This is a genomic window from Geothrix sp. PMB-07 (assembly GCF_030758935.1).
In the GTDB taxonomy this organism is placed as follows: Bacteria; Acidobacteriota; Holophagae; order Holophagales; family Holophagaceae; genus Geothrix.
Window position 1 is genome coordinate 2,702,679 of the sequence record NZ_CP132333.1, and the last position, 21,167, is coordinate 2,723,845.

Sequence of the window (21,167 nt, forward strand, 5' to 3'; positions counted from 1 at the left end):
GTTTCGTTAGTGCTTGTCCAGTTGGGCCAGGGCGAAGGCGTAGGCCCCGATGGCGGTGGCGCGGGTGGTGCCAAGGCGCGAGAGGCCCACACCGATGCGCTTGAAGGGGTCATAAGGAACCAGGCGGGAGGTGCCCGGCACCGGGATCTGGTGGACCTCGGCCTGAAGGAACTCCGTGCGTTCCTGGGCATCCTCCAGGTTGAAGGCCTTTACCTCCAGGCGCGGAAACCGTGAGCCCGTGGGCGATTCCAGGCAGCTGTTCAATTCGCCCACCAGCCAGGGCAGGAAGAGGGGCGCGGCGCCAGCCAGGCCGCCACCAATGACCACGAGGCCATCGAACAGGGTGGTGACGCTGGCCAGGGCATCCCCGGCCACCTCACCCATGCGGCGGAAGGCAGCCCTCGCGGCGGCCAGGTCTCCTGGCTTCTGGCCCTGGGCGATTTCAAAAATTTCCAAAGGCTCTGGCGCCAGATCCAGCGGCAGGCCGACGCGTGAGGCATAGACGCGGCGCACCGCGCGGATGCTCACCCCTTCCTCGGCGGTATAGGTAGGGTCCAGCTTGTTGCGCAGGGTCCAGATTTCACCGGCCGCCGCGTTGTCACCCAGGAACAGCTGCCCGTTGTGCACCAGACCGCCCCCGAAGCCGGTGCCAAAGGTGGCACCGAACAGGTTGCGAAAGCGCTTGGGGCTGCCCGCTTCCTCCAGCGTGCGGTTCACCTCGGGCAGCAGTCCGGCGATGGCCTCGCCATAGGCGAAAAGGTCGCCGTCGTTGTTGATGAAAGTGGGAAGCCGGAAATGCTCCTCCAGCATGGGACCCAGCGCCACCCCGCCGCGGAAGGCGGGCAGGTTGGCCAGGTTGCCGATGATGCCAGCCGGGTAGTCCGCCGGGCCCGGGAAGGCGAAGCTGATGGCGCAGGGCGCTTCAGCGAGGCGGCTCTGGATCTCCCGGAAGCCTTCCCGCAAGGTGGCCAGGCAGCGCTCCAGGTCGTGCCCATGGGAGGGCATGACCAGAGGTTCCACGACTTCCTCGCCACCGCGCATGGCGCCGAAGGCGAAGTTGGTGCCCCCGGCATCGAGGGTGAGAACGGTACGGCGGTCGTTGAACACATTCATGTCAGGCCTCGGCCTTTCTCGAGCCCTTCATGGACAGGATCACCAGATACCCGAAACAAAGCGCGGGCACCACGAAGGCCACCGGCCTCCCGCCTCCCAGCCGGGCCATGGCCAAGGGCACCAGCGCCCCCCCGCTGATGGCCATGCACATGAGCCCGCTCAGCTCAGAGGCCCGGCCGGGCCGCTCTTCCACGGTGATGCTGAAGAGCATGGGCCAGATGTTGGCGAAGCCGAGGCCACCCAACACCACACCCAGGATCACGAGGGGCTTGGTGCCCGTCATGATGAACACGAGACCCGCAAGCCCCAGAATCGCCGAGAGGCGGAAGAAGGCGCGGGCCGACACCTTCAGACCGCCCGCCACCAGACGCCCCACCGTGAGGGTGCCGAAGAAGAGGCTGGGGCCCGCCAAGGCCGCGGCCTTCGCATTCAGCCCCAAGGTCTCCAGGGTGGGTTTGAGGAAGGCGGCCATGCAGACCTCCGCCCCCACATACACGAAGATGCCAAACACCGCCAAGGCGAAGACCGGCTCCTTGAGCAGCGCCAGGGAGTTCGCCACGCTGGGCGGCACTTCGGCCTGGGCTTCCTGCACATGCAACGTGCTCACCAGCAGCAGCGCCAGGGCCATGAGGACGAAGAAGACAGGAAAGGCGCCCCGCCAACCCATGGCCGCGAAGTAGGCCAGGCCGGTGATGGCGGTGACGAGAAAGGCCGAGGCGGTGCTGCCCACGCCTTTGATGCCCTGGGCCAGCGCCAGGTTGCGGCTGTAGTCCCCTTCGTTGCTCACATCGCGCATGATGGGGTTGCCTGCCACCTGGAGGAAGGTGGTGCCCACGCCCAGCAGAAAAATGGCGGCGAGCAGCAAGGGGAAAGGCGGATTCAGGAAGGCGGGCACAGCCACGGCCACGGTGCAGAGGGCCAGCCCCAGAAGGAGCAGCTTCTTCTTGCCGATGCGCGCCGCCAGCACGCCGCCCGGCACGCTGAAGAGCGCGAAGGCGATGAAGACGAAGAAGGGCATCAGCGCCGCCATGAACGGGTTCGCTGAAACCGCGCTGGAGAGCGGCCCCATGGCGTCGGCCACGCCCATGAGCAGGAAGGCCAGGAATATGGGCAAGGTCTTGAACTGCATGATGACTCCAGAGTCTCTTGCCAGATTCAGGCCACCCGTGCCCCAGGAACAAGCGGACATTCCGGAAGGCCATTTGCACCATTTGACATTAAAGTCTGCGCCCGCCGGGCCAGGCGGAAGGGGCTTCGCTACCATGGCGCCCAGGGGATCCGCTCAGGTTTCAGGGGCCCCATGTGCTTCCGAAGCGGGCACTTCCTTACAGGTCCTCCATGACACGACTCGCCTCCATCCTCTGTCTGGCCTCGGCGGCCCTGCTTGCGGCCCCGGCGCCTGAAGCCCAGAACCAGGCCCTGGCCCGCGGTCGGGATCGCGCCCTCTCGGGTGTCCTCCGGCAGAAGCTCACCCACGAAGAGCGGGAGGCCCTGCGCTTCCTCTATGCGGGCATGCCGCTCAGCGACCTGGCGGACTTCGATGGGGCCTTCTTCCTCGAAGCCACCCGGGCCTCCCTGGAAGCCCGTCGGGTGGCGCCCTGGGGCCACAGCATCCCGGAGGACCTCTTCCGCCATTTCGTGCTGCCGCCCCGGGTGAACAACGAAAACCTGGACGCCTTCAGGGCCCGCTACCACCGCGAGCTGGCCCAGCGCGTGAAGGGCCTGAGCATGGCCCAGGCGGCCCTGGAGATCAACCACTGGTGCCATGAGAAGGTCACCTACCAGGGCACCGACAGCCGCACCAGCGGGCCCCTCTCCACCCTGCGCAGCGCCTTCGGCCGCTGCGGCGAGGAATCCACCTTCACCGTGGCGGCTCTGCGCGCCGTCTGCATTCCGGCGCGCCAGGTCTACACGCCCCGCTGGGCCCACAGCGACGACAATCACGCCTGGGTGGAAGTCTGGGTGGATGGGCAGTGGCATTTCATGGGGGCCTGCGAACCAGAGCCGGAATTGGACATGGGTTGGTTCCGTGAGCCCGTGCGCCGGGCCATGCTGGTGCATACGCGCGCCTACGGCCCCTACACGGGCCAGGAGCCCGTGGTGCGCGGCAGCAGCCGCTACGCCGAACTGAACCTCACGTCTCACTACGCCCCCGTGAAGACCCTCCAGGTGCAGGTGCGGGACCGCGCGGGCCGCCCTGCCGCTGGGGCCCAGGTGGAATTCCAGATCTACAACTACGGCGAGTTCTATCCCCTGGCCACCCGAGTCGCGGATGCCGAGGGCCGCACCTCGCTGGCGATGGGCCTCGGCGATGTGCTCCTCTGGGCGCACCAGGGCGAGGCCTTCGGTCTGCGCAAGGTCAGCGTGGGGAACACGGAACAGGTAGAGCTGACGCTGGATGGCGACCCTGCCAGGGAGCAGGTGCTGGAGCTGGACCAGGTGCCGCCCGTGGAGCGCCCCGCCCTGCCCGATTCACCCGCCGCCCGCGAGGCGAACGCCCGGCGCCTGAAACAGGAAGATGCCTTGCGCGGTGCCTACACCGCCACCTTCATGACGCGGGAGAAGGCCCTGGCCCTGGCGAAGAACCTGGACCTCGATGGCGAGCGGGTGTGGAAGCAGATCGCACGCAGCGCCGGCAACTGGGAGGCCATCTCCGCCTTCCTCAGCGCCACCGATGCCAGGCAGCGCCCCTGGGCCCTGCCGCTTCTGGAGTCGATCACCGACAAGGATCTGCGGGATACGCCGACAGCGGTGCTGCAGGATCACCTCGCCCACGGCCTCGCCCTGGCGGAGCGCCTTCCCGCGCAGGACTTCATCGCAGATGTGCTCTGTCCCAGGGTGGACAACGAGCTGCTGAGCCCCTATCGCGGCTACCTGCAAAAGCATCTTCCGAAGGGCCTGGTCTCCGCAGCACGACGGAATCCCGCGGCCTTGGTGGATTGGATCAAGACCCACATCACCATCGAGCGCGAGGCCAACCACTACCGCGTGCCGCTGTCGCCCCGCGGCGTCCTGGACCTGCGGGTCTCCGACGACCATTCCCGCGACCTCTTCTTCGTGGCCTGCTGCCGGGCGCTGGACCTCCCCGCGAGGCTCGATCCCGCCCTGAGAACGCCTCAGTTCCGGCGGAACGGGCAGTGGGTCACAGCCACCTTCACGGCCAGGAAACCGGCCACTGCAGAGCCTTCGGGCACCCTGATCCCCGTTCTTGAGAGCAAGACGGAGAGCAAACCTGAAGGCAAGGCGGGGGGCAAGACAGGGGGGCCAACCGAGCTGAAATACGCCACCCACTTCACCCTCGCCCGCTTCGAGGGGGGGCGGTACCGCACCTTGGACCTCGACGATGAGCGGCCTCTCAGCCAGCTCACCAAAGGCATGCCGCTGCCAGAGGGGCACTACCTTGCCGTGACCGGCAACCGGGTGGCGGGAGGCACCGTGCTGGCACGGCTTTCCTTCTTCAACCTCAAGGCGGGGGAAACCACCGAGGTGCCCCTTTCGCTGCGCCGGACCGAGGTCCAGGCGACCGTGCTGGGCCGTCTGGACCTCTGCCCGCCCCTCACCATCCAGGGCCGGACGGAAAGCATCCTCAGCCTGGCCGGCGCCAAGGGCGCGCTCTTCATCTGGGCCGACCCCGGCCAGGAACCCACCCGCCACGTCATGGGCGACCTTCGCGCCCTGAAGGAAGCCTTTGAAGGCTGGGGTGGAAGGATGGTGTTGCTGTTGCCTGAGGGAACGGATACCAAAAACTTGGGTGCCGACTTCGAGCGCCTTCCCGCCCAGGCCACGCTTCTCTCAGAGGGCAGTGGTAGCCTGCTGCACAGCCTCGCCGAATCCACCGGCCGAAGCCTGGGCTCACGTCTGCCGGTCATCGCCGTGGTGGACCCCTCGGGCAAGGTCATCCACCTCAGCGAGGGCTACCAGATCGGCGCTGGCGAACAAACCCTGAAGGCCCTGCAACACATCCAGGAGGCGAAGTGATGGAACGGTACGGCGCGCCCGAGGAGCTCCTCGCCCACTACACCTGCCTTCGGGCCCCGGAGGCTTTCGCCATCGACGGGAACTTGGACAAGTCGGCCTGGCAGGCCGCCCCGAAATCGCACCGCTTCGTGGACATGGTCACCGGGGAGCCCGGATTTTTCGACACACGGATGGCCTGCCTCTGGGACGAGAAGGCCCTTTACGTCGCCTTCTGGATCCAGGAACCCCAGGTGCGCGCCACGCTCACGGAACGGGATTCCTACATCTGGTTCGACAACGATGTCGAAGTGTTCTTCGGAGGCGAGGACTGCTATTACGAGTTCGAAGTCAACGCGTTCAACACCATCTACGAAGTGTTCTACATCTACCAGGACGCCCTCAAACGGGGCAGCCGCTTCGACCGTCCAGAGTTCGACCTCTACAGCCGCAACGTGGATGTGCTGAGCGGGTACCAGGATGCCTCCCGTCTGGGCAAGCACCACCGCGGCAAGCGCTGGGCCTTCATGGACTGGGACTTCCCCGGGCTGGAGAGCGCCGTGCAGGTGCAGGGCCGCCTGAATGACCCCCATCATCTCGACCAGGGCTGGACCGTGGAGCTGGCCTTCCCCTGGGAGGGCATGAAGGCCCTCTTCGCCAACCGCCCCTTCCCGCCCCGGGAAGGCGACACCCTGCGGGCCTCCTTTTCCCGCTTCGAAGCCCTGCGCTACCACGGCAAGACCGTCACCGAAAGCCCGGGCTGGGCCCTGAACACCCACGGCGTCTACGACTCCCACATCCCCGAGTGTTTCTCCTACCTGCACTTCAGCGAACAGGTCGCCCGGTAGGTCGACCACGTCGATCTCCTCAAGATCAAAAACCGGTTCCACTGATTTCACCGATCACACAGACAGGAGCAAGCCTGTGGCCTGAGCCTTTGATCTGTGTGAATCGGTGAAATCTGTGGACCAGCCTTTTTGGAATGCTATCGCTGCCTCTCGGCCCAGGCCTGGAGCTGCTTGATGGCCAAGCCGGTGACTCCCGCGGCGCCGCGGAATTGGCCGGCGCCATGGGGCTTGCCGGCTTGGTCATACCATTCAAAAAAGCCCTGGTCCCGCTTCACGCGCTGAACAAGCAGCAGCAATTCCTCGTAAGCATCCGCCACATAGCCATGGGCGATCATGGCCTGGATGACGCGCCCGGAAATCCACGGCCAGTCTCCGCCATTGATGTAGATGTGGGGCTGGTGGTCGGGATTCTGGAAGAACCCCGCAGGGTAGACGGGATGGCAGACCAGGCCTGAGGTCGTGAAGGGTCCATCTTCCCGAGCATTGAGGCGCATGGTGGCGATGGAGGCCTCCACATCCTCCGGTTCCAGAAGCCCGGCCTGCATGGCCATCGCCGTGCCGCCGGTGAAGTAGATCGCGCCTTCATCGAAGCCTGCCGGAAAGGGCGAGCCATCCAGGTAAAGGTGCGGGCGGTATTTCTTCCGCGCAGCGTCCCAGAGGTGCTGTCGGATGGACTTGCCCAGGTCCGCCCGGACCCGCGACCAGCGCGGCGAAGCCTCCTGGCCCATGAGCGGAAGGAATTGATCCAGGGCCAGAGCCAGCATGGCGTTGTTGTACACACCGATGGCCCGGTGCGTCTCTTTCGTGAGGAAAGTGCCCCAGGGATGTTCGGGCTGCACATCGCCCCAATCGATGGTGGTGGCACCCCAAAGCAGGCCATGCTCCGGCGACCAGCGCTGAGTTATTAAGTACTCGAGGGCCCCGAGCATCCGCGCCCGCACGCTCTTGCCATCCACTTGCTCATCCAGGAAGGCGGCGTCTCCCGTGCGGCGAACGTAGGTGCAGACCGACAGGATGAGTGAGCTTTCCTGGTCCGTCACCACCGTGTTCTTGTGGGCCCAGTGTCCGGGCGCGGAGGGGCTGAGGAGCTTCTGATAGTCCGTGCGACCTTCGCTCTGGGGCGTGAAACCATCGGGGATGTTGCCATCCTGGCCCTGGAAGCGCAGGAACATGCGAAGGGTCTCTTTGATTTCGCCCCGATCACCACGGTCCAAGGCGACATCCATGAACGTCGCAAAGTCGCGCACCCACGTCTCCGGATAAACCGTGCCCGCGTTGAAGCGGTCCTTGAACAGGTCCCGCGCCATCTCCAGAACGTCCCCGAAGTCACGATTCTCGCGGATGCGCCGGGCCAGCTCCTGGGGCGGTAGGCCGCGCAGGCGATTCGGCGGGGGAGGGGCGGCAAAGAGCGCGCAAACGGTGAAGCCCAGGAGGGCCCGCTTCACATGTCGCATCAACTTCTCTGGCCCGGGCTTCCGCCACATACCGCCTCCTAAGGGAGCTTCAGATGTATCCCAATCGCCCGGCCAAGGTCAGCCGAAGTTCTGGTCGCGTTTTTGTCGTTTTTGACGCTAGGGATTCCGCCGCAAAACACCCAGGGCATCGATCATCAACCGCGTATTCCCGTTCCGTGCTTCGGCCGCCCAGGTGGCTTCCCCGCCCTCCAGGTGCAGAGTCCAGCCCGCCGGGAGATTGAGATCCTCCAGGGCCAATTCCGTCAGGGTGGTGGCATAGCGGTCCGCCTTCGGGCGGTGATTGCGCTGGGCGTAATAGATCCGGCGCAGCGCCCAGCGCACATGATCCTCCACGGTCAGCGTGGCAGCCGCCTCAGGTGTGCCCGCAGGCTGGGCGCTGAATTGCACGAAACCCCACATCTCCGGGTAGTGCATGGCGATGATGCCCTGGGGGCTCCACACCCAGTTGTCCTCGGGAAGGTCCTTCCCATCGGGGCCTTTGAGCTTCACGTGCCTGGCCCCCTCGACCTTCGTGCGCCACTCCACGCGGGAGAAGTTCACCCGCCAGCGGTCGCCCGGATGCGGCGCGCCGCTGCGGCTGGCCACTTCTGTGAGTGAAGCCCAGGGGATGGCCACCTCCACGGTCCAGCCCCGGTCCCTGTCGCCGGAACGGTTGAGGGTGCCCTGAACGGCCACGCCCCGCTTCAGCCCGTGGTAGTCCCAGCCATTCACCGCCACGCGGCCTCCCTCGCGGTAGGGGCGCAGGAGCATCAGGTCCCACACGGTGCCCAGGGCGTTCATTTCAAATTCGTAATAGGGGCTGGTGGAGCCATCCGGATCGATGAAGATCTCGAAATCGTTGTCCTGAAAGATCACGCTATCCCGCGCCTTCAGCGTGGCCCAGACATCCGGTTCTTCCATTTCTGCGGCCACGTAGAAATACGTGTCGTCCCAGGCCATCTTCGCCCGGGTGCGGAAGCGCGGACGGGGCTTTCCGGGCCCCTCGATGTCCACGAAATCCTCGGTCCACGCGGCCTTCTTCCACACCTCGTCATCCAGGCGGCCATCGATCCTCGGCGCTTTCATGGCCCGCTGAGCCACGTAGTGTCGAGGGGCGAAGGGAATCCCCGGGAGAGGCAGGGCTTCAGGCGCGAACTGCGCACCCAGAAGGGAAGCCGCGAATAGGGGAAGCAGTCGTCGCATGTCCAATCTCACTTGGCCCGCAGGGGCTCGCCGGGGGTTTCAACCAGAATCTTGCCGCTGGCCCGATCCACCAGGGCCAGCCGGGAACGGCCCGCGGGGATGGGCACTTCGAGGGTTCGCGCGCCCACCTTCACCCATCGGCGCACATCCTGGGCCGACTCATTCAGGCACACCACAAGGCTCGCTTTTTCCGCATCCAGCACGCGCGAGGAGGCGGGGCCACTCCAGCCCGCCAGGGGCACGCCCGCGGCCTTCAGAGCGGCGCCCAACAGGCGGGCCAGTGGCTCCTCCTCCCGGGCGAATTCCAAGGGCAGTGGTTCGTGCCAGAGGCGGTCCTTGGGATCCTTCAGTTCCGGCGTCAAACTCCGGCGGAGCTTTTCGCCCAGGTTGCCATCGAAAGTGCACCAGCCGCCCCAGGCCGTGGGTTCCCTCAAGCTGAGCGGCCGGCCCGCATCGACAATCCCCATCTGCCGCAGGGCTTCGGGAACCTTGCCATAGGCATCGCCTTCCACGGCCCCGGTCACCAGCACCAGCGCTCCGCCGGCCTTCGCCTGGAGCAGGGCCTGGGCCGCAGCTTCGTTCAGCATCTCAGGCACGGGCACCAGGATGAGCTTGGCCTCCTTCAGGCGTGCTGGGCTGAGGGTCAGATCCGATAAGAGGGTTGGCACGATGCCATGGCGGTCGGCCAGCACGCGCACCATGCGCTTGGCGGCATCGGGCCCGAAGGGCCGTCCCGTGAAGGTGCGCGTGCTGGGACAAACCACCAGGACCGCATCCGCCGAGTAGTCGCTCAGGTGCGGAGCGGCCTTGGCGAAGAAGTCCGCGAACTGACGGAGCACGCGGGTTTCCGCCTTGGCGGTGCCATCGGGGCGGAGGAAGCCGATGACCGCCTCGTTCTCCAGGGGCTGATAGGGATTCACATTCCAGGCCCATTCCACGACACCCGTGCCCCGGCTTGCGAAGGCCGCGGCGAATTTGCGTTCCAGCAGGCGGGCGGCGTCTTCCGGGCTGCGCCAGGGCACGCCGTCCATGGTTTCGAGGCGCATCATGCCTGTCTCCTGCGCCAGCATGGGTTTCTCGGGAACCTTGGCCGCGGCGCCATCCCAGAGCAGGTCATCCGTGGCCCACCAGCTATGGATGGCCGTGTAGTCCAGCGCGGGCGCCATGAGCTGCTGGGCAGGGCTGGCCAGAAGCCCGGCCTCATCCTGCCCCACGGTCACCAGCACCTGGCCCCCGGCATCGCGAAGCACCTTGCGCATGGTGTCAGCCCAGTGCGTGAAGACATCCTGCGTGAAGAGCCGGAATTCACCTGTCTTTCGGGGCCGCTTCCCCTCCTTGAAGGCCACGTAGGCCAGTTCTTCGGGGCGCGGCAGGCCGAACACGTCTTCAGAGCCATCCCGCCACAGGTCACGCAGCACGCTGACGTCTGAACCGTGCCGCGCCTCGATCCAGCGCTGCCAGGCGCCGGACTCGAACCGGTCCAGATTCGGCCGGTTGGTCCACAGCGCCTCGGCGGGTGCATAGCTGGGTTCGTTGATGAGATCGTAATGAACCCATGGGCAGTCCTTGTAGCGCTGCGCGATCAGGGTCAGCAGGCGCTTTTGCCCTTCCAGGGCCCTGGGATCCAGGTAGGGGTTCTCCCCGCCGAAGGCCGGGGGCAGGAAGGCGAAGAACGTGAAGCAGAGCGGCATGCGGTGTCTGGCCGCCGTGAGCACGAACGCATCAAGGGCGCGGAGCGCGGCATCGTCGATGGCCCCGGGGTCCAACATGAGGCGATCCCAGGCCGTCCAGAGACCCGTGCGGACAAAGTTCACGCCCTGTTTCTTCATCGCTTCGAAGTCGCGATCCCACAGGGCGGGGTTGGGTTCAAAGAGGAACTTGCGATGCACGTCAGAGGCCATGTAGGTGGTGCCCACCACGGGAAAGACCTGGCCATCCAGCCGCAGCCAATCCCGTGAGGCCGCAAGCGTCGGTCCCTCCTGCAGCAGGCGCTCGTCCTTCACCCATATGCCGCTTTCCACGCGCCAATGCCGATCCGCCCCGCCCCTGCCTGGTACGGTGGCTTCCAGGTGATAGAGGCCCGGTGAAAGGGGCATCGCGGGCTTCAGAATCAGCACGGCACTGCGGATGTCCGCGGGGCCGGACAGGGCCGCCTCGGCAGATCCCACCTCCCGCCCCGCCGCGTCGCGGAGGAGGCCGCGAACGGTGACTGGCAGGCTTGCTCCGCTGGTGCCAGGGCGGTGCAGGCTCACTCGGAAGCGGGGCCATTCACCCGCTTCCAGGCAGGCGCTGATGGGTCGCACATCCAAGTCGGAGGGCCCCTCCATGGCCCGCAGGAGACAGGCCCGCAAGGCCGCCGCATCAAGCACGGCATCCGATGGCGCCAGCACCCAGCGCCCGCCGGTGCCCGGCCCCCTCAGGCGGTCGATTTCCAGCAGGGGACAGGCACGGGGAACGCCATCGGCATCCGTCAGGTGCACCAGAGGCCGCAGAATGGCTTCCCGGTACCCGGCGCTGCCATCCTCCCGCGGCTGGTCCTTTCGGGTGGCAAAACGGACCGTGAGGGCGAAGGTCTTCGAGGGTTTCGGCAAGGCCATCGTCCACCCGGAAGCCACTGCGGGCTTGGGCGCCCCCAGGCCCTCGATGGACAGTTCTTCCGCGGGGCCGAGGAGCAATTCACGGGCGAAGGTGGGTTGCCTCGAGCCCAGAACCCAATGCCCACGGGGCTTTCCATCCTGGGTCTCAGTCTGCCAAAGGACGGGCTGATGGAAAGGGGCACCTCCGAAAAGGACCAGGCCGCCGCCCCGTTCAAGGTGGCCTCGAATGGCCTCCCAGGCCGCCAAGGGAAAGGCACTGCCATAGGGGAGCACCAACACGCCCGTGCCCGCCCGAAGGCGCTGCGACAGGGTTTCCGGCCGGTCGGCCACCTCGTAGGGAAGGCCTTGCAGGGCCTCCTTCAACACCTCCGGCGAGGCTCCGCCATCCACGGAAGGGAAGCCTTCACACTGGAACACAGTCACCTTGGGCCGTGTTTCCTCAGCGCACAGCCCCGCGGCCATCAGCAACGTCAGGCTGAGAAATGCGTCTCGAAACAGAATGCGCACGATCAATCACCTCTCCATCGAGCCTAGCGCAGCGCGGTCCTTTCGCCATTGCCGGAACTCATCCCGATGGACATCCCATCCAAAACAGCGAGAGGCGAACATCCCAAGCGGAGCCCTGTGCGGGTTCCCTGGGGTTGATCCCCAGCGAGTGACTTGCCACTAGGCTGACTTGGCGACCTTCTGAAGGCCCCTGGCGATTCGCACCGTGTTTTCCAGGATGGCGCGATCAGAAGGCGTGAGCTGGTTCTCCCGGAGCACCACCAGGACCGCTTCCTCCAACTTGATGGCGTGAATCGCTTCCTGGCCCAAGTCACGGTAGTTGTCATGCGTCATAGAACCCTCACCCCCTTCTTCATCGGCCGCAGGGCCTGGGCGGTTCAATTCTGCGAACCCCGAGGCAACCCAGGCGGCTCCAAGGCTTCATCCCAGACGACCGAACCCGGTCCAGGGTTCCAAGCCTGGCAGGGGCACGGCCCCAGCCAGTGCGGCCGGGTGGGCCATGGACTTTGCTGGAGGCTGCGAGCGAGCCAAAGGGGCGGCTGCTGAAGGCTGCTGGGATGGCGTTTCAGGGGCTGGGCTCATCGGGTTCATGGGACCAACCTTACGTCGGACCATTGGACAGAAATTGGCGCATCCTCCACTGGACGCGGGGGATGACTCCCGTTTCATTCGAGCGGGCCAAGGAGGCGGCCCAAAAGGCCCGGGCCGGGACGCAGCTCGCCTCGGGTGATTGAGTGAACCGCCGCCACGATGGCCGCGTTGGTCCTGGTCTCCACACCGAACCGCCGGCCCAGGTCCACCACATAGCCATTGATGAAATCAATCTCGGTGGCTCGGCCCCGCTCGAAATCCTGCAACATGGATGGCTTCAGGTCACCGTAGGCCGAGAGGATCTGGCCGATCCAGGCTTCGTGGGCGGTTCCAGGCATGCTTTGTCCCGCCCAGCCCGGCGGCACCGGATCTGCGAACATCCGCTCCGGGCGGGCACCGCTGGCCAGGGCCACGGCGAGGGCCTCGTCGTAGGCCCGGTCGAAGAGGGCGCGCCCCTCTGGAAGCCCGATGTAATCCCGCATGGTCCGGCCCGCGACAGCGCCGATGGTGGTGACCGAACAATTCACCAGCAGCTTCGACCAGGCGGCTCCCCGCATGTTGGCCGTCACCCTCACGTCCACGGCCTGGCCCAACCACGTGCGAACCCGCTCGGCCCGCCCCTGCCCGTCACCCGCCAGCTCGCCGATCAGCAGATGACCGGCGTTGCGCTGTTCATAGCAGCCCGGCGACGACATGGTGGCACCGAGGTTGGAAAGGCCGCCGAGCACACGATCCGAGCCATGGCGCTCAGCGAGGATCTGGGAGACGCCGCCGTTCTGGATGGGCAGCAGCGTGCCACCGGGCGCGAGCAGCGACACCAGCCGCGGCGCAGCTTCCATGGCATCCTGGGCCTTGGTGGCCAGGACGATCAAATCGAAGGATTCGCCTCCGGAGTAATCCTCCAGCGCGGCCACTTCCGGCGAACGAGCCGAGGCATCACCCCCCACGCCTGTCACACGAAGGCCCGAGGTTCTCAGGTGCGCCGCCGATTCAGCGTTGCGCGCCGCCAGCCAGACAGGCGCACCGGCCACCTGCAATCGCGCCGCGATCAGTCCACCCAGCGCTCCGATGCCGACGATCAAGGTTCTCATGCGACCTCCCGTCCTGCGGAAGGACTCTACTGGCAGGTGCGCCATGATTGGGGTCGGAACAGGCATGGTGGTCTGCACCGCGTGACCAAGGCGGAGAGAAGCAGCAGGATCTCCGGCACGGAGAATTCACGACCCTGGAGTCGCTCAGAACCCAGCAGGGGAAACCCCTGTGTGGCCTGCCTCCCGGGCAGAAAGCACTGCGTTGTTGCCGCAGACCGCGCTCAGGGGCAGCGGTAGACCATGGCATTGATGTTCATGCCCGCACCCACCGACGCAAACACCACCCGATCACCGCTGGCCAGGGACTGGCCTTCCAACTCGCCGCGCGTGACCAGATCCAGAAGGGTGGGCACCGTGGCCACGGAACTGTTGCCCAGCCAGGAGACGGTCATGGGCATGATGCCCTCGGGAATCTCCGACAGGCCATAGAGCTTGAAGAGGCGCTTGAGGATGGCTTCGTCCATCTTGCCGTTGGCCTGGTGGATGAGCACCTTGTTCACGTCGCTCAGGCTGAGGCCCGCTTTTTCCAAACTCTGACGAACCACGCCGGGCACGGTGGCCAGGGCATATTCGTAGAGCTTCCGCCCCTTCATCTTGAGGGTGAGCTGGTCATCGCCCTCTGGATTGAAGGAGGGATCCATCCACAGCAGCCCCGAGTGCTCCAGGGTGTCGGAGCGCACCGCGTGAGAGAGGATGCCCACAGCCTCATCATGAACTTGGGCCTCCATAACCACGGCACCAGCCCCATCGGCGTAGATGAGGCTGTCGCGGTCGGCGGGATCGCATACGCGGGAGAGGGTTTCCGCGCCGATGACCAGGGCGCGCGTGGCGTCACCCGAGCGCAGGAAGTAATCCGCCTGGATCACCGCCTGCAGCCAGCCTGGACAGCCGAAGGGGAGATCGTAAGCCACGCAGAAGGGATTGGCGATGCGCAGCCGTGCCTTCACCCGCGCGGCCAGCGTGGGCACGAAGTCCGAGCGGCGGTTGCCCGCTTTCACATCTCCGAAATTGTGGGCCACGATGACGTAGTCCAGCGTCTCCGGGTCAATGTCAGCAGATTCCAACGCCCGCCTGCCCGCCTCGTAGGCCAGGTCCGAGGCCACCAGATCATCCGTGACATAGCGTCGTTCGGCGATGCCCGTGATCTCTTCGAACTTCTCGACGATCCGCTGGGTGCCGCCCTCGGGGTAGGGCTGACCGCGATCCTCGAAGAACCTCCGATCCAGAAAGGCTGCATTGGGAATCTTCCGGAGGGGGATACAGCTTCCCGTTCCAGTGATGACGCTTCGCGACTGAGCCATCCATTCCTCCAGCGGCGGGCGATCCGCCTCCACCGCATGAAATTATTCTACGCACACCGGGCCCGCGGATCTTGAAGGATCCGGACGACCTGCGCTGCATTCTTGGTATCGTTCATTCATCTCCCCCTCTGTTCACCCCAACGCTGATGGGGACGGCAGGTCTTTATCAAACGCCAACACGCAGCCCGACTTTGGAACCTGACGCCCCGCCCGGCCCCTGTCATGGTGATCGCATGAGCGCCCCCAATCCCAAGCCGAAGCCCAAGGTGGACACGGCGCGTGCCTGGCGCGAAGCGCGGGCGCTGTTGCGCCAGCATCGCGCTTCGCTGGGTCTGGGCCTGTTCCTCATGCTCATCAGCCGCCTGGCGGGGCTGGTGCTGCCCGCCAGCACGAAGTACCTCATCGACGAAGTCATCGGCAGGCACAACGGCCACCTCCTGCTGCCCCTGGCCCTGGGGGCTGGCGCAGCCACCCTGCTGCAGGCGATCACCAGCTACGCCAACTCCCAGGTGGTGAGCGTGGCGGCCCAGCGGGCCATCATGACCATGCGCCAGCGCGTGCAGGACCACATCCTGCGCCTGCCCATCCGCTACTTCGACAGCACCAAGAGCGGTGTCGTGATCTCGCGCGTGATGAACGACGCCGAGGGCATCCGCAACCTGGTGGGCACCGGCATCATCCAGCTCGTGGGCGGCGTGCTGACCGCCGCCATCTCCCTGGCGGTGCTCTTCTGGCTGAACTGGAAGCTCACCCTGGCCACGATCCTCTTCCTGTCGGCCTTCGGCGGCGCCATGGCCCTGGCCTTCCGCAAGCTGCGCCCCCTCTTCCGCCAGCGCAGCGAGATCACCGCCGACATCACCGGCCGCCTCACGGAATCCGTGGGCGGCATCCGCATCCTGAAGGTCTACGTGGCCGAAGCCCGCGAGCGGAAGATCTTCGCCGAAGGCTCGGAGCGCCTGTTCAAGAACATCGCCGGAACCCTCACGGGCACCAGCGCCATCACGGCCTTCGGCACGGCCATCGTGGGGGCCCTGGGCGTGCTCATCATGGTCATCGGCGGCCGGGCCATCCTCGCAGGTGCGATGACGCTGGGCGACCTCATCATGTACACCTTCTTCGTGGGCCTCATGGCCGCTCCGGTGGTGCAGATCGCCAACATCGGCACCCAGGTGAGCGAGGCCTTCGCGGGCCTCGACCGTGTACGGGAGATCCTCGACATGCCCACGGAGGATCAGGAGGACGCGGCCCGGGAGCCCCTGCCCACCGTGGAGGGTGCCGTGGCTTTCCGGGATGTGCACTTCGCCTACGAGGAAGGCAGCCCGGTGCTGAAGGGCATCAGCTTCGAGGTGCCCGCGGGCAGCACCGTGGCGCTCGTGGGCTCCAGCGGCTCAGGCAAGAGCACCATCATCTCCCTGGTGATGGCCTTCAACCATCCCCAACAGGGGCAGGTGCTCGTGGATGGCAAGAACATTGAACACCTGCGCCTGCGGGAATACCGCGCCAAGCTGGGCGTGGTCATGCAGGACAACTTCCTCTTCGATGGCACCGTGGCCGACAACATCGGCTTCGCCAAGCCCGGCGCCACACGGGAAGAGATCGAAGCCGTGGGCCGCATCGCCCACGTGCACGAATTTGTCGACCGCTTCGAGCAGGGCTACGACACCGTGGTGGGCGAGCGGGGCGTGAAGCTCTCCGGCGGCCAGCGCCAGCGCGTGGCCATCGCCCGCGCCATCCTGGCGGACCCCCGCATCCTGCTGCTGGACGAGGCCACCTCCAGCCTCGACAGCGAGAGCGAGGCCCTCATCCGCGATGGCCTCCGCAAGCTGCGGGCGGGCCGCACCACCTTCGTCATCGCCCACCGCCTCAGCACCATCGAGAGCGCCGACCAGATCCTGGTGGTGGAACAAGGTGGCATTCTCGAGCGCGGCACCCACCGGGAACTGCTGGCCTTGAATGGCCGCTACAAGAAGTTGCACGACCGCCAGCAGGGCGTTGAAATGGATCAATTCATCAATCCCGGCGAGGATTTTACGGCACCGAGCGCTTGAAAGAAGGAGGCCATCCGACCTGAGCCAGATGGCCTCCTGTTTCTAGAGATTGGATTAATCCAGTTCCTTGGCGCTGGCGGAAAGCAGAGCCTTGTCCTTGATCTTCTCCGGGGCCAGATCCGCGGCCAGGCTCACCTTCTCGGCCTTGGCGATGTCACCCACGATGCTGCGCACGGCGGTGAAGGACTTGGTCTGCTGGGGGATCTGCTGCACCACGGCGGTGAGCAGGGCGACCTGCGCGCTCACCTGGGCCGCCTTGCCCGCCTGCAAGGGATTGCTGGCCAGGCTCTTGCTGGCTTCCTGCAAGGTGGAAAGAGTCTTCGGCGCGGCCGAGGCCGCGATGGCGTCGGCACCGAGCATGAGGCCCAGGCGCGTGTTCGCCTTGGCCACGACGCCGGCCTTTTCCTTCTTGTAGGACTTCCAGTCGTTCTTGAGGGCGGCCATCTCATCGCCCGCGGCGCTGGCCAGCTTCAGCTGTTCGGCGTCGATGTTGCCGTCCTTGCGCTTGGTGGTGAGCTCGGAATACTTGGCGCTCAGCTCCTTGACCTTGGCCACCTTCTCCGCCGGGAAGACATCGAGCATGGTGTTCACGGCCTTCATGCCCTGGTCGGTGGCGACGGTCACGAAGCCGATCATCTCCGCGCCGGAGGCGAGGGCGGCGCCCACATCCACCTTGGAGGCGGAAGCGGCGGGGGCCTCGGGTTTCTTCAGCAGGCCACCCAGACCCTGGGCGGGCAGCACGGCGGCACAGGCGAGCAGAAGGAGGGTGTGGCGGGCGTTCATCGGGACTCCTGTTGGGCGGCCAGCACGGCCTGGTTGAGGTTCTTTTTGGTGGCGCTTTCCGCCAGGCGGCGGAGGGTGTCGCGCAGGTAATCCATGGCCCAGGCGCCCGTATCCAGGGGGCGGAGGGCCTGGGCCGGATTCTCCAGTTTCTGCGCGTGATCGGTCTGCAGGCCGAATTTCAGCAGGGGTTCGGGATCATTCCCGGCCTGAAGGCGGACCCGCCACTGCCCTGTGAAGGTGGTGGTATCCCCGGCCGTGGTGGAGGCGAGGGCGGTGGCGTGCAGCGCCATGCGCAGCGCACTGCCCGGCTCCTCCACCAGCAAGAACCGGCACCCACCGGGCCCCATGAGGGCCTGGGCCGCCATGGGAGCCAGCCAGCGGCCCTCGGGCAGCCAGCTCGGCGGGTTCTCCACCAGGGGTGGCGCCAAGGCCAGCAGTGGCTCCGGCGCGGGACTGCCGCTGAAGCGCAGCACATCGCCCGGCACCGTCTTCTCAGCGGCCAGGCAGGCCAGGTTCAGGAAACCCTTGGAGGGCGCCTGCGGGAGCAGCAAGGGGCCCAATGAACGCCCGGCGCTGTCCTTGAGTTCGCCCGCAGGGCGGAACCACTGCAGGGGCGTGAAGCGGGCCGGGGCGGGGCCTTTCCAGCGGGGCTGGCGCTGGGCGTCGATGCCGCCTTCCTGGCCAGCCAAGTCGCCTGCGGGAATGGCCAGGAGATCGGCCTGCACCTTGGCGGCCAGGCGGATCACCGCATTGCGGCAGACCGTGAACCAGGCTGCGTGGGCATCCAATTCGCGGATGCCCGCCTGCTCCACCTGGGCCAGTTCCTCGGTGTGTTCCAGGAAGGCGCGCAGGGGATAGCAGGTGCCGTCGCCCTCGCCCACCCGGGGGAAGATGGCCGCGCCCAGGTGGATGCGGTAGTAGTGTTCCAGGCTGCCGTCGGCCTTCTTCCGGGTGCCGTGATAGGCGCCGAGAACGCCGAGATCCACCCGACGGTCTGGCGCCTCCAGCGCGGCCTGGGCGGTTTCCCGCTGCTCGAGGCTGAGGAAGTTGGCCTGGGTGAGCTGCGAGTGGCGGGCGATGTGATCATGCAGGCGCTGCAACTGGGCCTTGGCGGCGGGACGCCGCGGATCTCCAGGAAGGAGACGCAGCCCCCCGGCCTGGGACAGGTAGTTCCCCAGCAGGCCCAGAAAGGCGTCGGCATCGAGGGTGCGCAGGTTGGAACCCTGGGGCGGCCGGGGTGGCGCCCCGCGCCAGGCCAGGGCCACCGTGGGTTCAGGACGCTCCGCGGGCTTGTCCACCACGGTGAGCGTGTAGCGTTCGCCCGCGGGCAGCTTGCGGCTGGAATCCGCCACATCCTGGAGCAGCGCGTATTTGGGCGTGACATCGCTGACCTTGGCGAAATGCCCCTGTCCGCGCAGGATGGTGCCCCGCTTCACGCCGCGGTCCCGGCCGAAGGGCCAGATGCCGCCCTTGAGGCCTGCGGCGGGCGAACCCAGGGTGCCGCCCTCCAGCACAAAGGGCGCCGCCTGGGTTTTGAGCTGCGCCAGACAGGCCTCCAGCCAACGGGCCACGGCGGCGTCGAAGGCCTGGGCCAGCAGCTCCTCCCGCCGGGAAGCCTGGCTGCGGCCCAGGTCCACACCCACCGCGACCATGCGGGTGGCGGAGAACAGGTTGGCGTTGGTCCAGGGGTCCAGCAGCGAGAGATCCCCCACCACCACGGCCTCGTACCGGTCGATGACGCCGGCGGTGACCTCCCGCGTGAGCCGCGCGGCACGCAGGGTGGGCACCAGAACCAGCACGCGCTCATCGGGCGAAATCATGTCGTCGGCGGACAGGCGCATCAGCTGGCCCGGGAAAGTTTCAGCGGCCCTCTTCTCGAAGGCCTCGCGCAGGCGCGGCTCCGCAGGCAGGCGCGGGTCCGCCGCGGAGTCGCTCACCAGCAGCTCCGGGGCCAGGGTGAGCCGCACGGGCGTCTGGGCACGCAGCGGCAAAGCCAGGAGCGAAACCAGCAGGCCCGCAGCGAAGGAACTGAAACGCATCACTTCCCCTTGAGGATGGTGCTGCGCTCGTCCATGGTGTCCACGTCGTAGGCGCCCAGGTGGGGCTCGATGAGGGCCATCACGTCAGAGCCGCTCTTGCCATTCAGGGCCACCTGGATGGTCTCGCTCCTGGCTTCACCGCGGAACTGGGGCGTCACCGTGAAGCCCGCATTGCGCAGCGCCTGCTTGAGGGCCGTGGTGGCCGCAGGGCTCTTGATGTTGTCCACGCGGATCACGTACGTGGTGGCTGCGGCGGCGTTGTTGCGGGCCTCGGCGCGGGTGGTCTTGCGCAGGGCGGCGCGCAGCTCTTCCGGCAGCATGCTGTCGGCCTTGCGGATGGCCAGCTTGGTGGCGCTGGCGCGGCCCAGATCGTCGGACACCTGGTCGCCGCTGTCGCCAGTCACCACCTTGTCGGGCAGCAGGGTGTCGCCATCCTTGATGCGGATGACACGGTAGACCACCTGCGAGGTGTAGCGGTGCTGGTTGTTCACGGGCGTCACGCGGTTCAGGGCGACGGCCACGTAATCGCTGGTGGCGATGTCGGGGTTCTTCTTCAGGTTCTCGCGGATGGTGAGGTAGAGGTCGTCCTCGGTCTCGAAGGTGCGGCCCATCAGATCCATGTCCACGAACCGCGTGTTCAATCCCGACTTCTCGAGGACTTCGCCCAGGGCTGCGCGCACCTCGTTGGTGGCCCCGGCGCCCTTCTTGGTGGGGTCGGCGTAGATGGTGAGGCGATGGTACTGGCTGCTGCGGTCGCTGAAGGCCGAGCCCGATGCCGCGCTCTGCTGGTAGGAGGAACTGGCCTTGGTGCTGCGCGCATCCACACTGGCGGCGGCCCGGTTGTCCCATTCCTTGGAGGCCGCCACGTCGCGGCTGGCGCTCAGCTGGGCTGAGGAGGCGCTGGCATCCGACACGCGATCCCGAGAGGCATCGATGCGGGTGCTGCCCTGGTAGGCGGCGTTGCCCTTGCTGCTGGCGCTGGCCGCGGCCTGCACCGAGGACTGGCTGGACGAGGCGGCGCCGCTGGCGCTGCGGGCGGCAAAGCTCGCGGACTGCACATCGGTGCGGTTATCCGTCACTTCTTCGCGCAGCACCACGGGCTTGGCGCGGTTGGCATCCTGCCCCTCCACCGTGTAGGAGAGGACGATGACCTTGAACTTGCCTTCGGCCTCCTGGGCCAGCGACAGGTTGAGGCTGTTCTCCAGGAAGGCCCGGAAGGCCTTGCCGTCCACCTTGACGGCCAGTTCCACCATGGCCTTCCCGTTATCCACGTTGGAAGCCCGCACATCGCTGCCCAGCACCAGGGTGGCCTTGTGGTTCACCACGTCGCGCAGCACGCGGTCGTGATCTGTTCCCAGCTTGGCGCGGTTGCCATAGACACTGTAGAGCGCCTGCGCCAGCGCATCCTCCAGGGCCAGCGCCTCGGCCCGCTCCAGGGCCTTCTGGTTGGCCTCGGCGGCGTTCCACTTCTTCTCCACCGCCACCTCGCCCCGGCCCGCCACGGTGAGGACATCCGAGGCGCGCAGAGAGGGCGCTGCGATGAGTGCAGGCAGCAAAACAAGCGAAGAGAACCTTGAGCGCGCCATGCGGTGCCTCCAGTGGGGATCAACCGGGGTGAGAGGAATTTCCAACGTCGGG

At 66.5% G+C, this 21,167-nt stretch carries 14 protein-coding genes; 3 read left to right on the forward strand and 11 right to left on the reverse strand.

The window, feature by feature from the left end; translation table 11 throughout:
- Positions 1–6: 6 nt before the first annotated feature.
- A complete protein-coding gene (locus Q9293_RS11985) occupies positions 7–1,113 on the reverse strand; it encodes an ROK family protein (RefSeq protein ID WP_306246768.1) in 1,107 nt (368 codons plus the stop codon).
- 1 nt (position 1,114) lies between these two features.
- Complete coding sequence (locus Q9293_RS11990) at positions 1,115–2,242, reverse strand: sugar MFS transporter (protein WP_306246770.1); 1,128 nt, start codon at positions 2,240–2,242, stop codon at positions 1,115–1,117.
- Between the two features lie 209 nt (positions 2,243–2,451).
- Here Q9293_RS11990 and Q9293_RS11995 point away from each other — a divergent pair, with 209 nt between their 5' ends.
- Positions 2,452–5,091: a transglutaminase family protein gene (locus Q9293_RS11995; protein ID WP_306246772.1), complete on the forward strand. Its 2,640-nt coding sequence runs from the start codon at positions 2,452–2,454 to the stop codon at positions 5,089–5,091.
- A complete protein-coding gene (locus tag Q9293_RS12000; protein ID WP_306246774.1) occupies positions 5,091–5,915 on the forward strand; it encodes a carbohydrate-binding family 9-like protein in 825 nt (274 codons plus the stop codon). Before Q9293_RS11995 ends, Q9293_RS12000 begins: the two co-directional genes overlap by 1 nt.
- 137 nt (positions 5,916–6,052) lie before the next feature.
- On the opposite strand, the gene Q9293_RS12005 is transcribed toward Q9293_RS12000, so the two are convergent.
- The 6 genes from Q9293_RS12005 to Q9293_RS12030 all read right to left on the reverse strand — a co-directional run bounded on the left by Q9293_RS12005 (position 6,053) and on the right by Q9293_RS12030 (position 14,659).
- Complete coding sequence (locus Q9293_RS12005) at positions 6,053–7,369, reverse strand: hypothetical protein (protein WP_306246775.1); 1,317 nt, start codon at positions 7,367–7,369, stop codon at positions 6,053–6,055.
- Between the two features lie 117 nt (positions 7,370–7,486).
- Complete coding sequence (locus Q9293_RS12010; protein ID WP_306246777.1) at positions 7,487–8,572, reverse strand: carbohydrate-binding family 9-like protein; 1,086 nt, start codon at positions 8,570–8,572, stop codon at positions 7,487–7,489.
- 8 nt (positions 8,573–8,580) lie between these two features.
- Positions 8,581–11,682: a hypothetical protein gene (locus Q9293_RS12015; protein WP_306246778.1), complete on the reverse strand. Its 3,102-nt coding sequence runs from the start codon at positions 11,680–11,682 to the stop codon at positions 8,581–8,583.
- 153 nt (positions 11,683–11,835) lie between these two features.
- Positions 11,836–12,009, reverse strand: coding sequence for a hypothetical protein (locus Q9293_RS12020; protein ID WP_306246780.1), 174 nt, complete (start codon positions 12,007–12,009; stop codon positions 11,836–11,838).
- 332 nt (positions 12,010–12,341) lie between these two features.
- Positions 12,342–13,358 carry a ketopantoate reductase family protein gene (locus tag Q9293_RS12025; protein WP_306246782.1) on the reverse strand — a complete coding sequence of 339 codons (1,017 nt, stop codon included), beginning with the start codon at positions 13,356–13,358 and terminating at the stop codon, positions 12,342–12,344.
- 221 nt (positions 13,359–13,579) lie between these two features.
- On the reverse strand, positions 13,580–14,659 hold the full coding sequence (locus Q9293_RS12030) for a 3-oxoacyl-ACP synthase III family protein (RefSeq protein WP_306246783.1): 1,080 nt from the start codon (positions 14,657–14,659) through the stop codon (positions 13,580–13,582).
- A gap of 233 nt (positions 14,660–14,892) precedes the next feature.
- On the opposite strand from Q9293_RS12030, the gene Q9293_RS12035 reads away from it, so the two are divergent.
- Positions 14,893–16,707, forward strand: a complete 1,815-nt coding sequence (locus Q9293_RS12035; RefSeq protein WP_306246785.1) for an ABC transporter ATP-binding protein — start codon at positions 14,893–14,895, stop codon at positions 16,705–16,707.
- A gap of 54 nt (positions 16,708–16,761) precedes the next feature.
- On the opposite strand, the gene Q9293_RS12040 is transcribed toward Q9293_RS12035, so the two are convergent.
- The 3 genes from Q9293_RS12040 to Q9293_RS12050 are packed head-to-tail and all read right to left on the reverse strand — an operon-like array spanning position 16,762 to position 21,115.
- Positions 16,762–17,490 (reverse strand): hypothetical protein, encoded by a 729-nt coding sequence (locus Q9293_RS12040; protein WP_306246786.1) that lies wholly within the window; start codon positions 17,488–17,490, stop codon positions 16,762–16,764.
- Complete coding sequence (locus Q9293_RS12045; protein ID WP_306246788.1) at positions 17,487–19,529, reverse strand: hypothetical protein; 2,043 nt, start codon at positions 19,527–19,529, stop codon at positions 17,487–17,489. The genes Q9293_RS12040 and Q9293_RS12045 overlap by 4 nt, the downstream gene beginning before the upstream one ends.
- Positions 19,529–21,115, reverse strand: coding sequence for a hypothetical protein (locus Q9293_RS12050; protein WP_306246790.1), 1,587 nt, complete (start codon positions 21,113–21,115; stop codon positions 19,529–19,531). Before Q9293_RS12050 ends, Q9293_RS12045 begins: the two co-directional genes overlap by 1 nt.
- Positions 21,116–21,167 lie beyond the last annotated feature (52 nt).

Excerpts from the sequence above, each read along its gene's own strand:
- Q9293_RS11985 (WP_306246768.1), bottom strand. The coding sequence starts at position 1,113 with ATGAATGTGTTCAACGACCGCCGTACCGTTCTCACCCTCGATGCCGGG.
- Q9293_RS11990 (WP_306246770.1), bottom strand. The coding sequence starts at position 2,242 with ATGCAGTTCAAGACCTTGCCCATATTCCTGGCCTTCCTGCTCATGGGC.
- Q9293_RS11995 (WP_306246772.1), top strand. The coding sequence starts at position 2,452 with ATGACACGACTCGCCTCCATCCTCTGTCTGGCCTCGGCGGCCCTGCTT.
- Q9293_RS12000 (WP_306246774.1), top strand. The coding sequence starts at position 5,091 with ATGGAACGGTACGGCGCGCCCGAGGAGCTCCTCGCCCACTACACCTGC.
- Q9293_RS12005 (WP_306246775.1), bottom strand. The coding sequence starts at position 7,369 with ATGCGACATGTGAAGCGGGCCCTCCTGGGCTTCACCGTTTGCGCGCTC.
- Q9293_RS12010 (WP_306246777.1), bottom strand. The coding sequence starts at position 8,572 with ATGCGACGACTGCTTCCCCTATTCGCGGCTTCCCTTCTGGGTGCGCAG.
- Q9293_RS12020 (WP_306246780.1), bottom strand. The coding sequence starts at position 12,009 with ATGACGCATGACAACTACCGTGACTTGGGCCAGGAAGCGATTCACGCC.
- Q9293_RS12025 (WP_306246782.1), bottom strand. The coding sequence starts at position 13,358 with ATGAGAACCTTGATCGTCGGCATCGGAGCGCTGGGTGGACTGATCGCG.
- Q9293_RS12030 (WP_306246783.1), bottom strand. The coding sequence starts at position 14,659 with ATGGCTCAGTCGCGAAGCGTCATCACTGGAACGGGAAGCTGTATCCCC.
- Q9293_RS12035 (WP_306246785.1), top strand. The coding sequence starts at position 14,893 with ATGAGCGCCCCCAATCCCAAGCCGAAGCCCAAGGTGGACACGGCGCGT.
- Q9293_RS12040 (WP_306246786.1), bottom strand. The coding sequence starts at position 17,490 with ATGAACGCCCGCCACACCCTCCTTCTGCTCGCCTGTGCCGCCGTGCTG.
- Q9293_RS12045 (WP_306246788.1), bottom strand. The coding sequence starts at position 19,529 with ATGCGTTTCAGTTCCTTCGCTGCGGGCCTGCTGGTTTCGCTCCTGGCT.
- Q9293_RS12050 (WP_306246790.1), bottom strand. The coding sequence starts at position 21,115 with ATGGCGCGCTCAAGGTTCTCTTCGCTTGTTTTGCTGCCTGCACTCATC.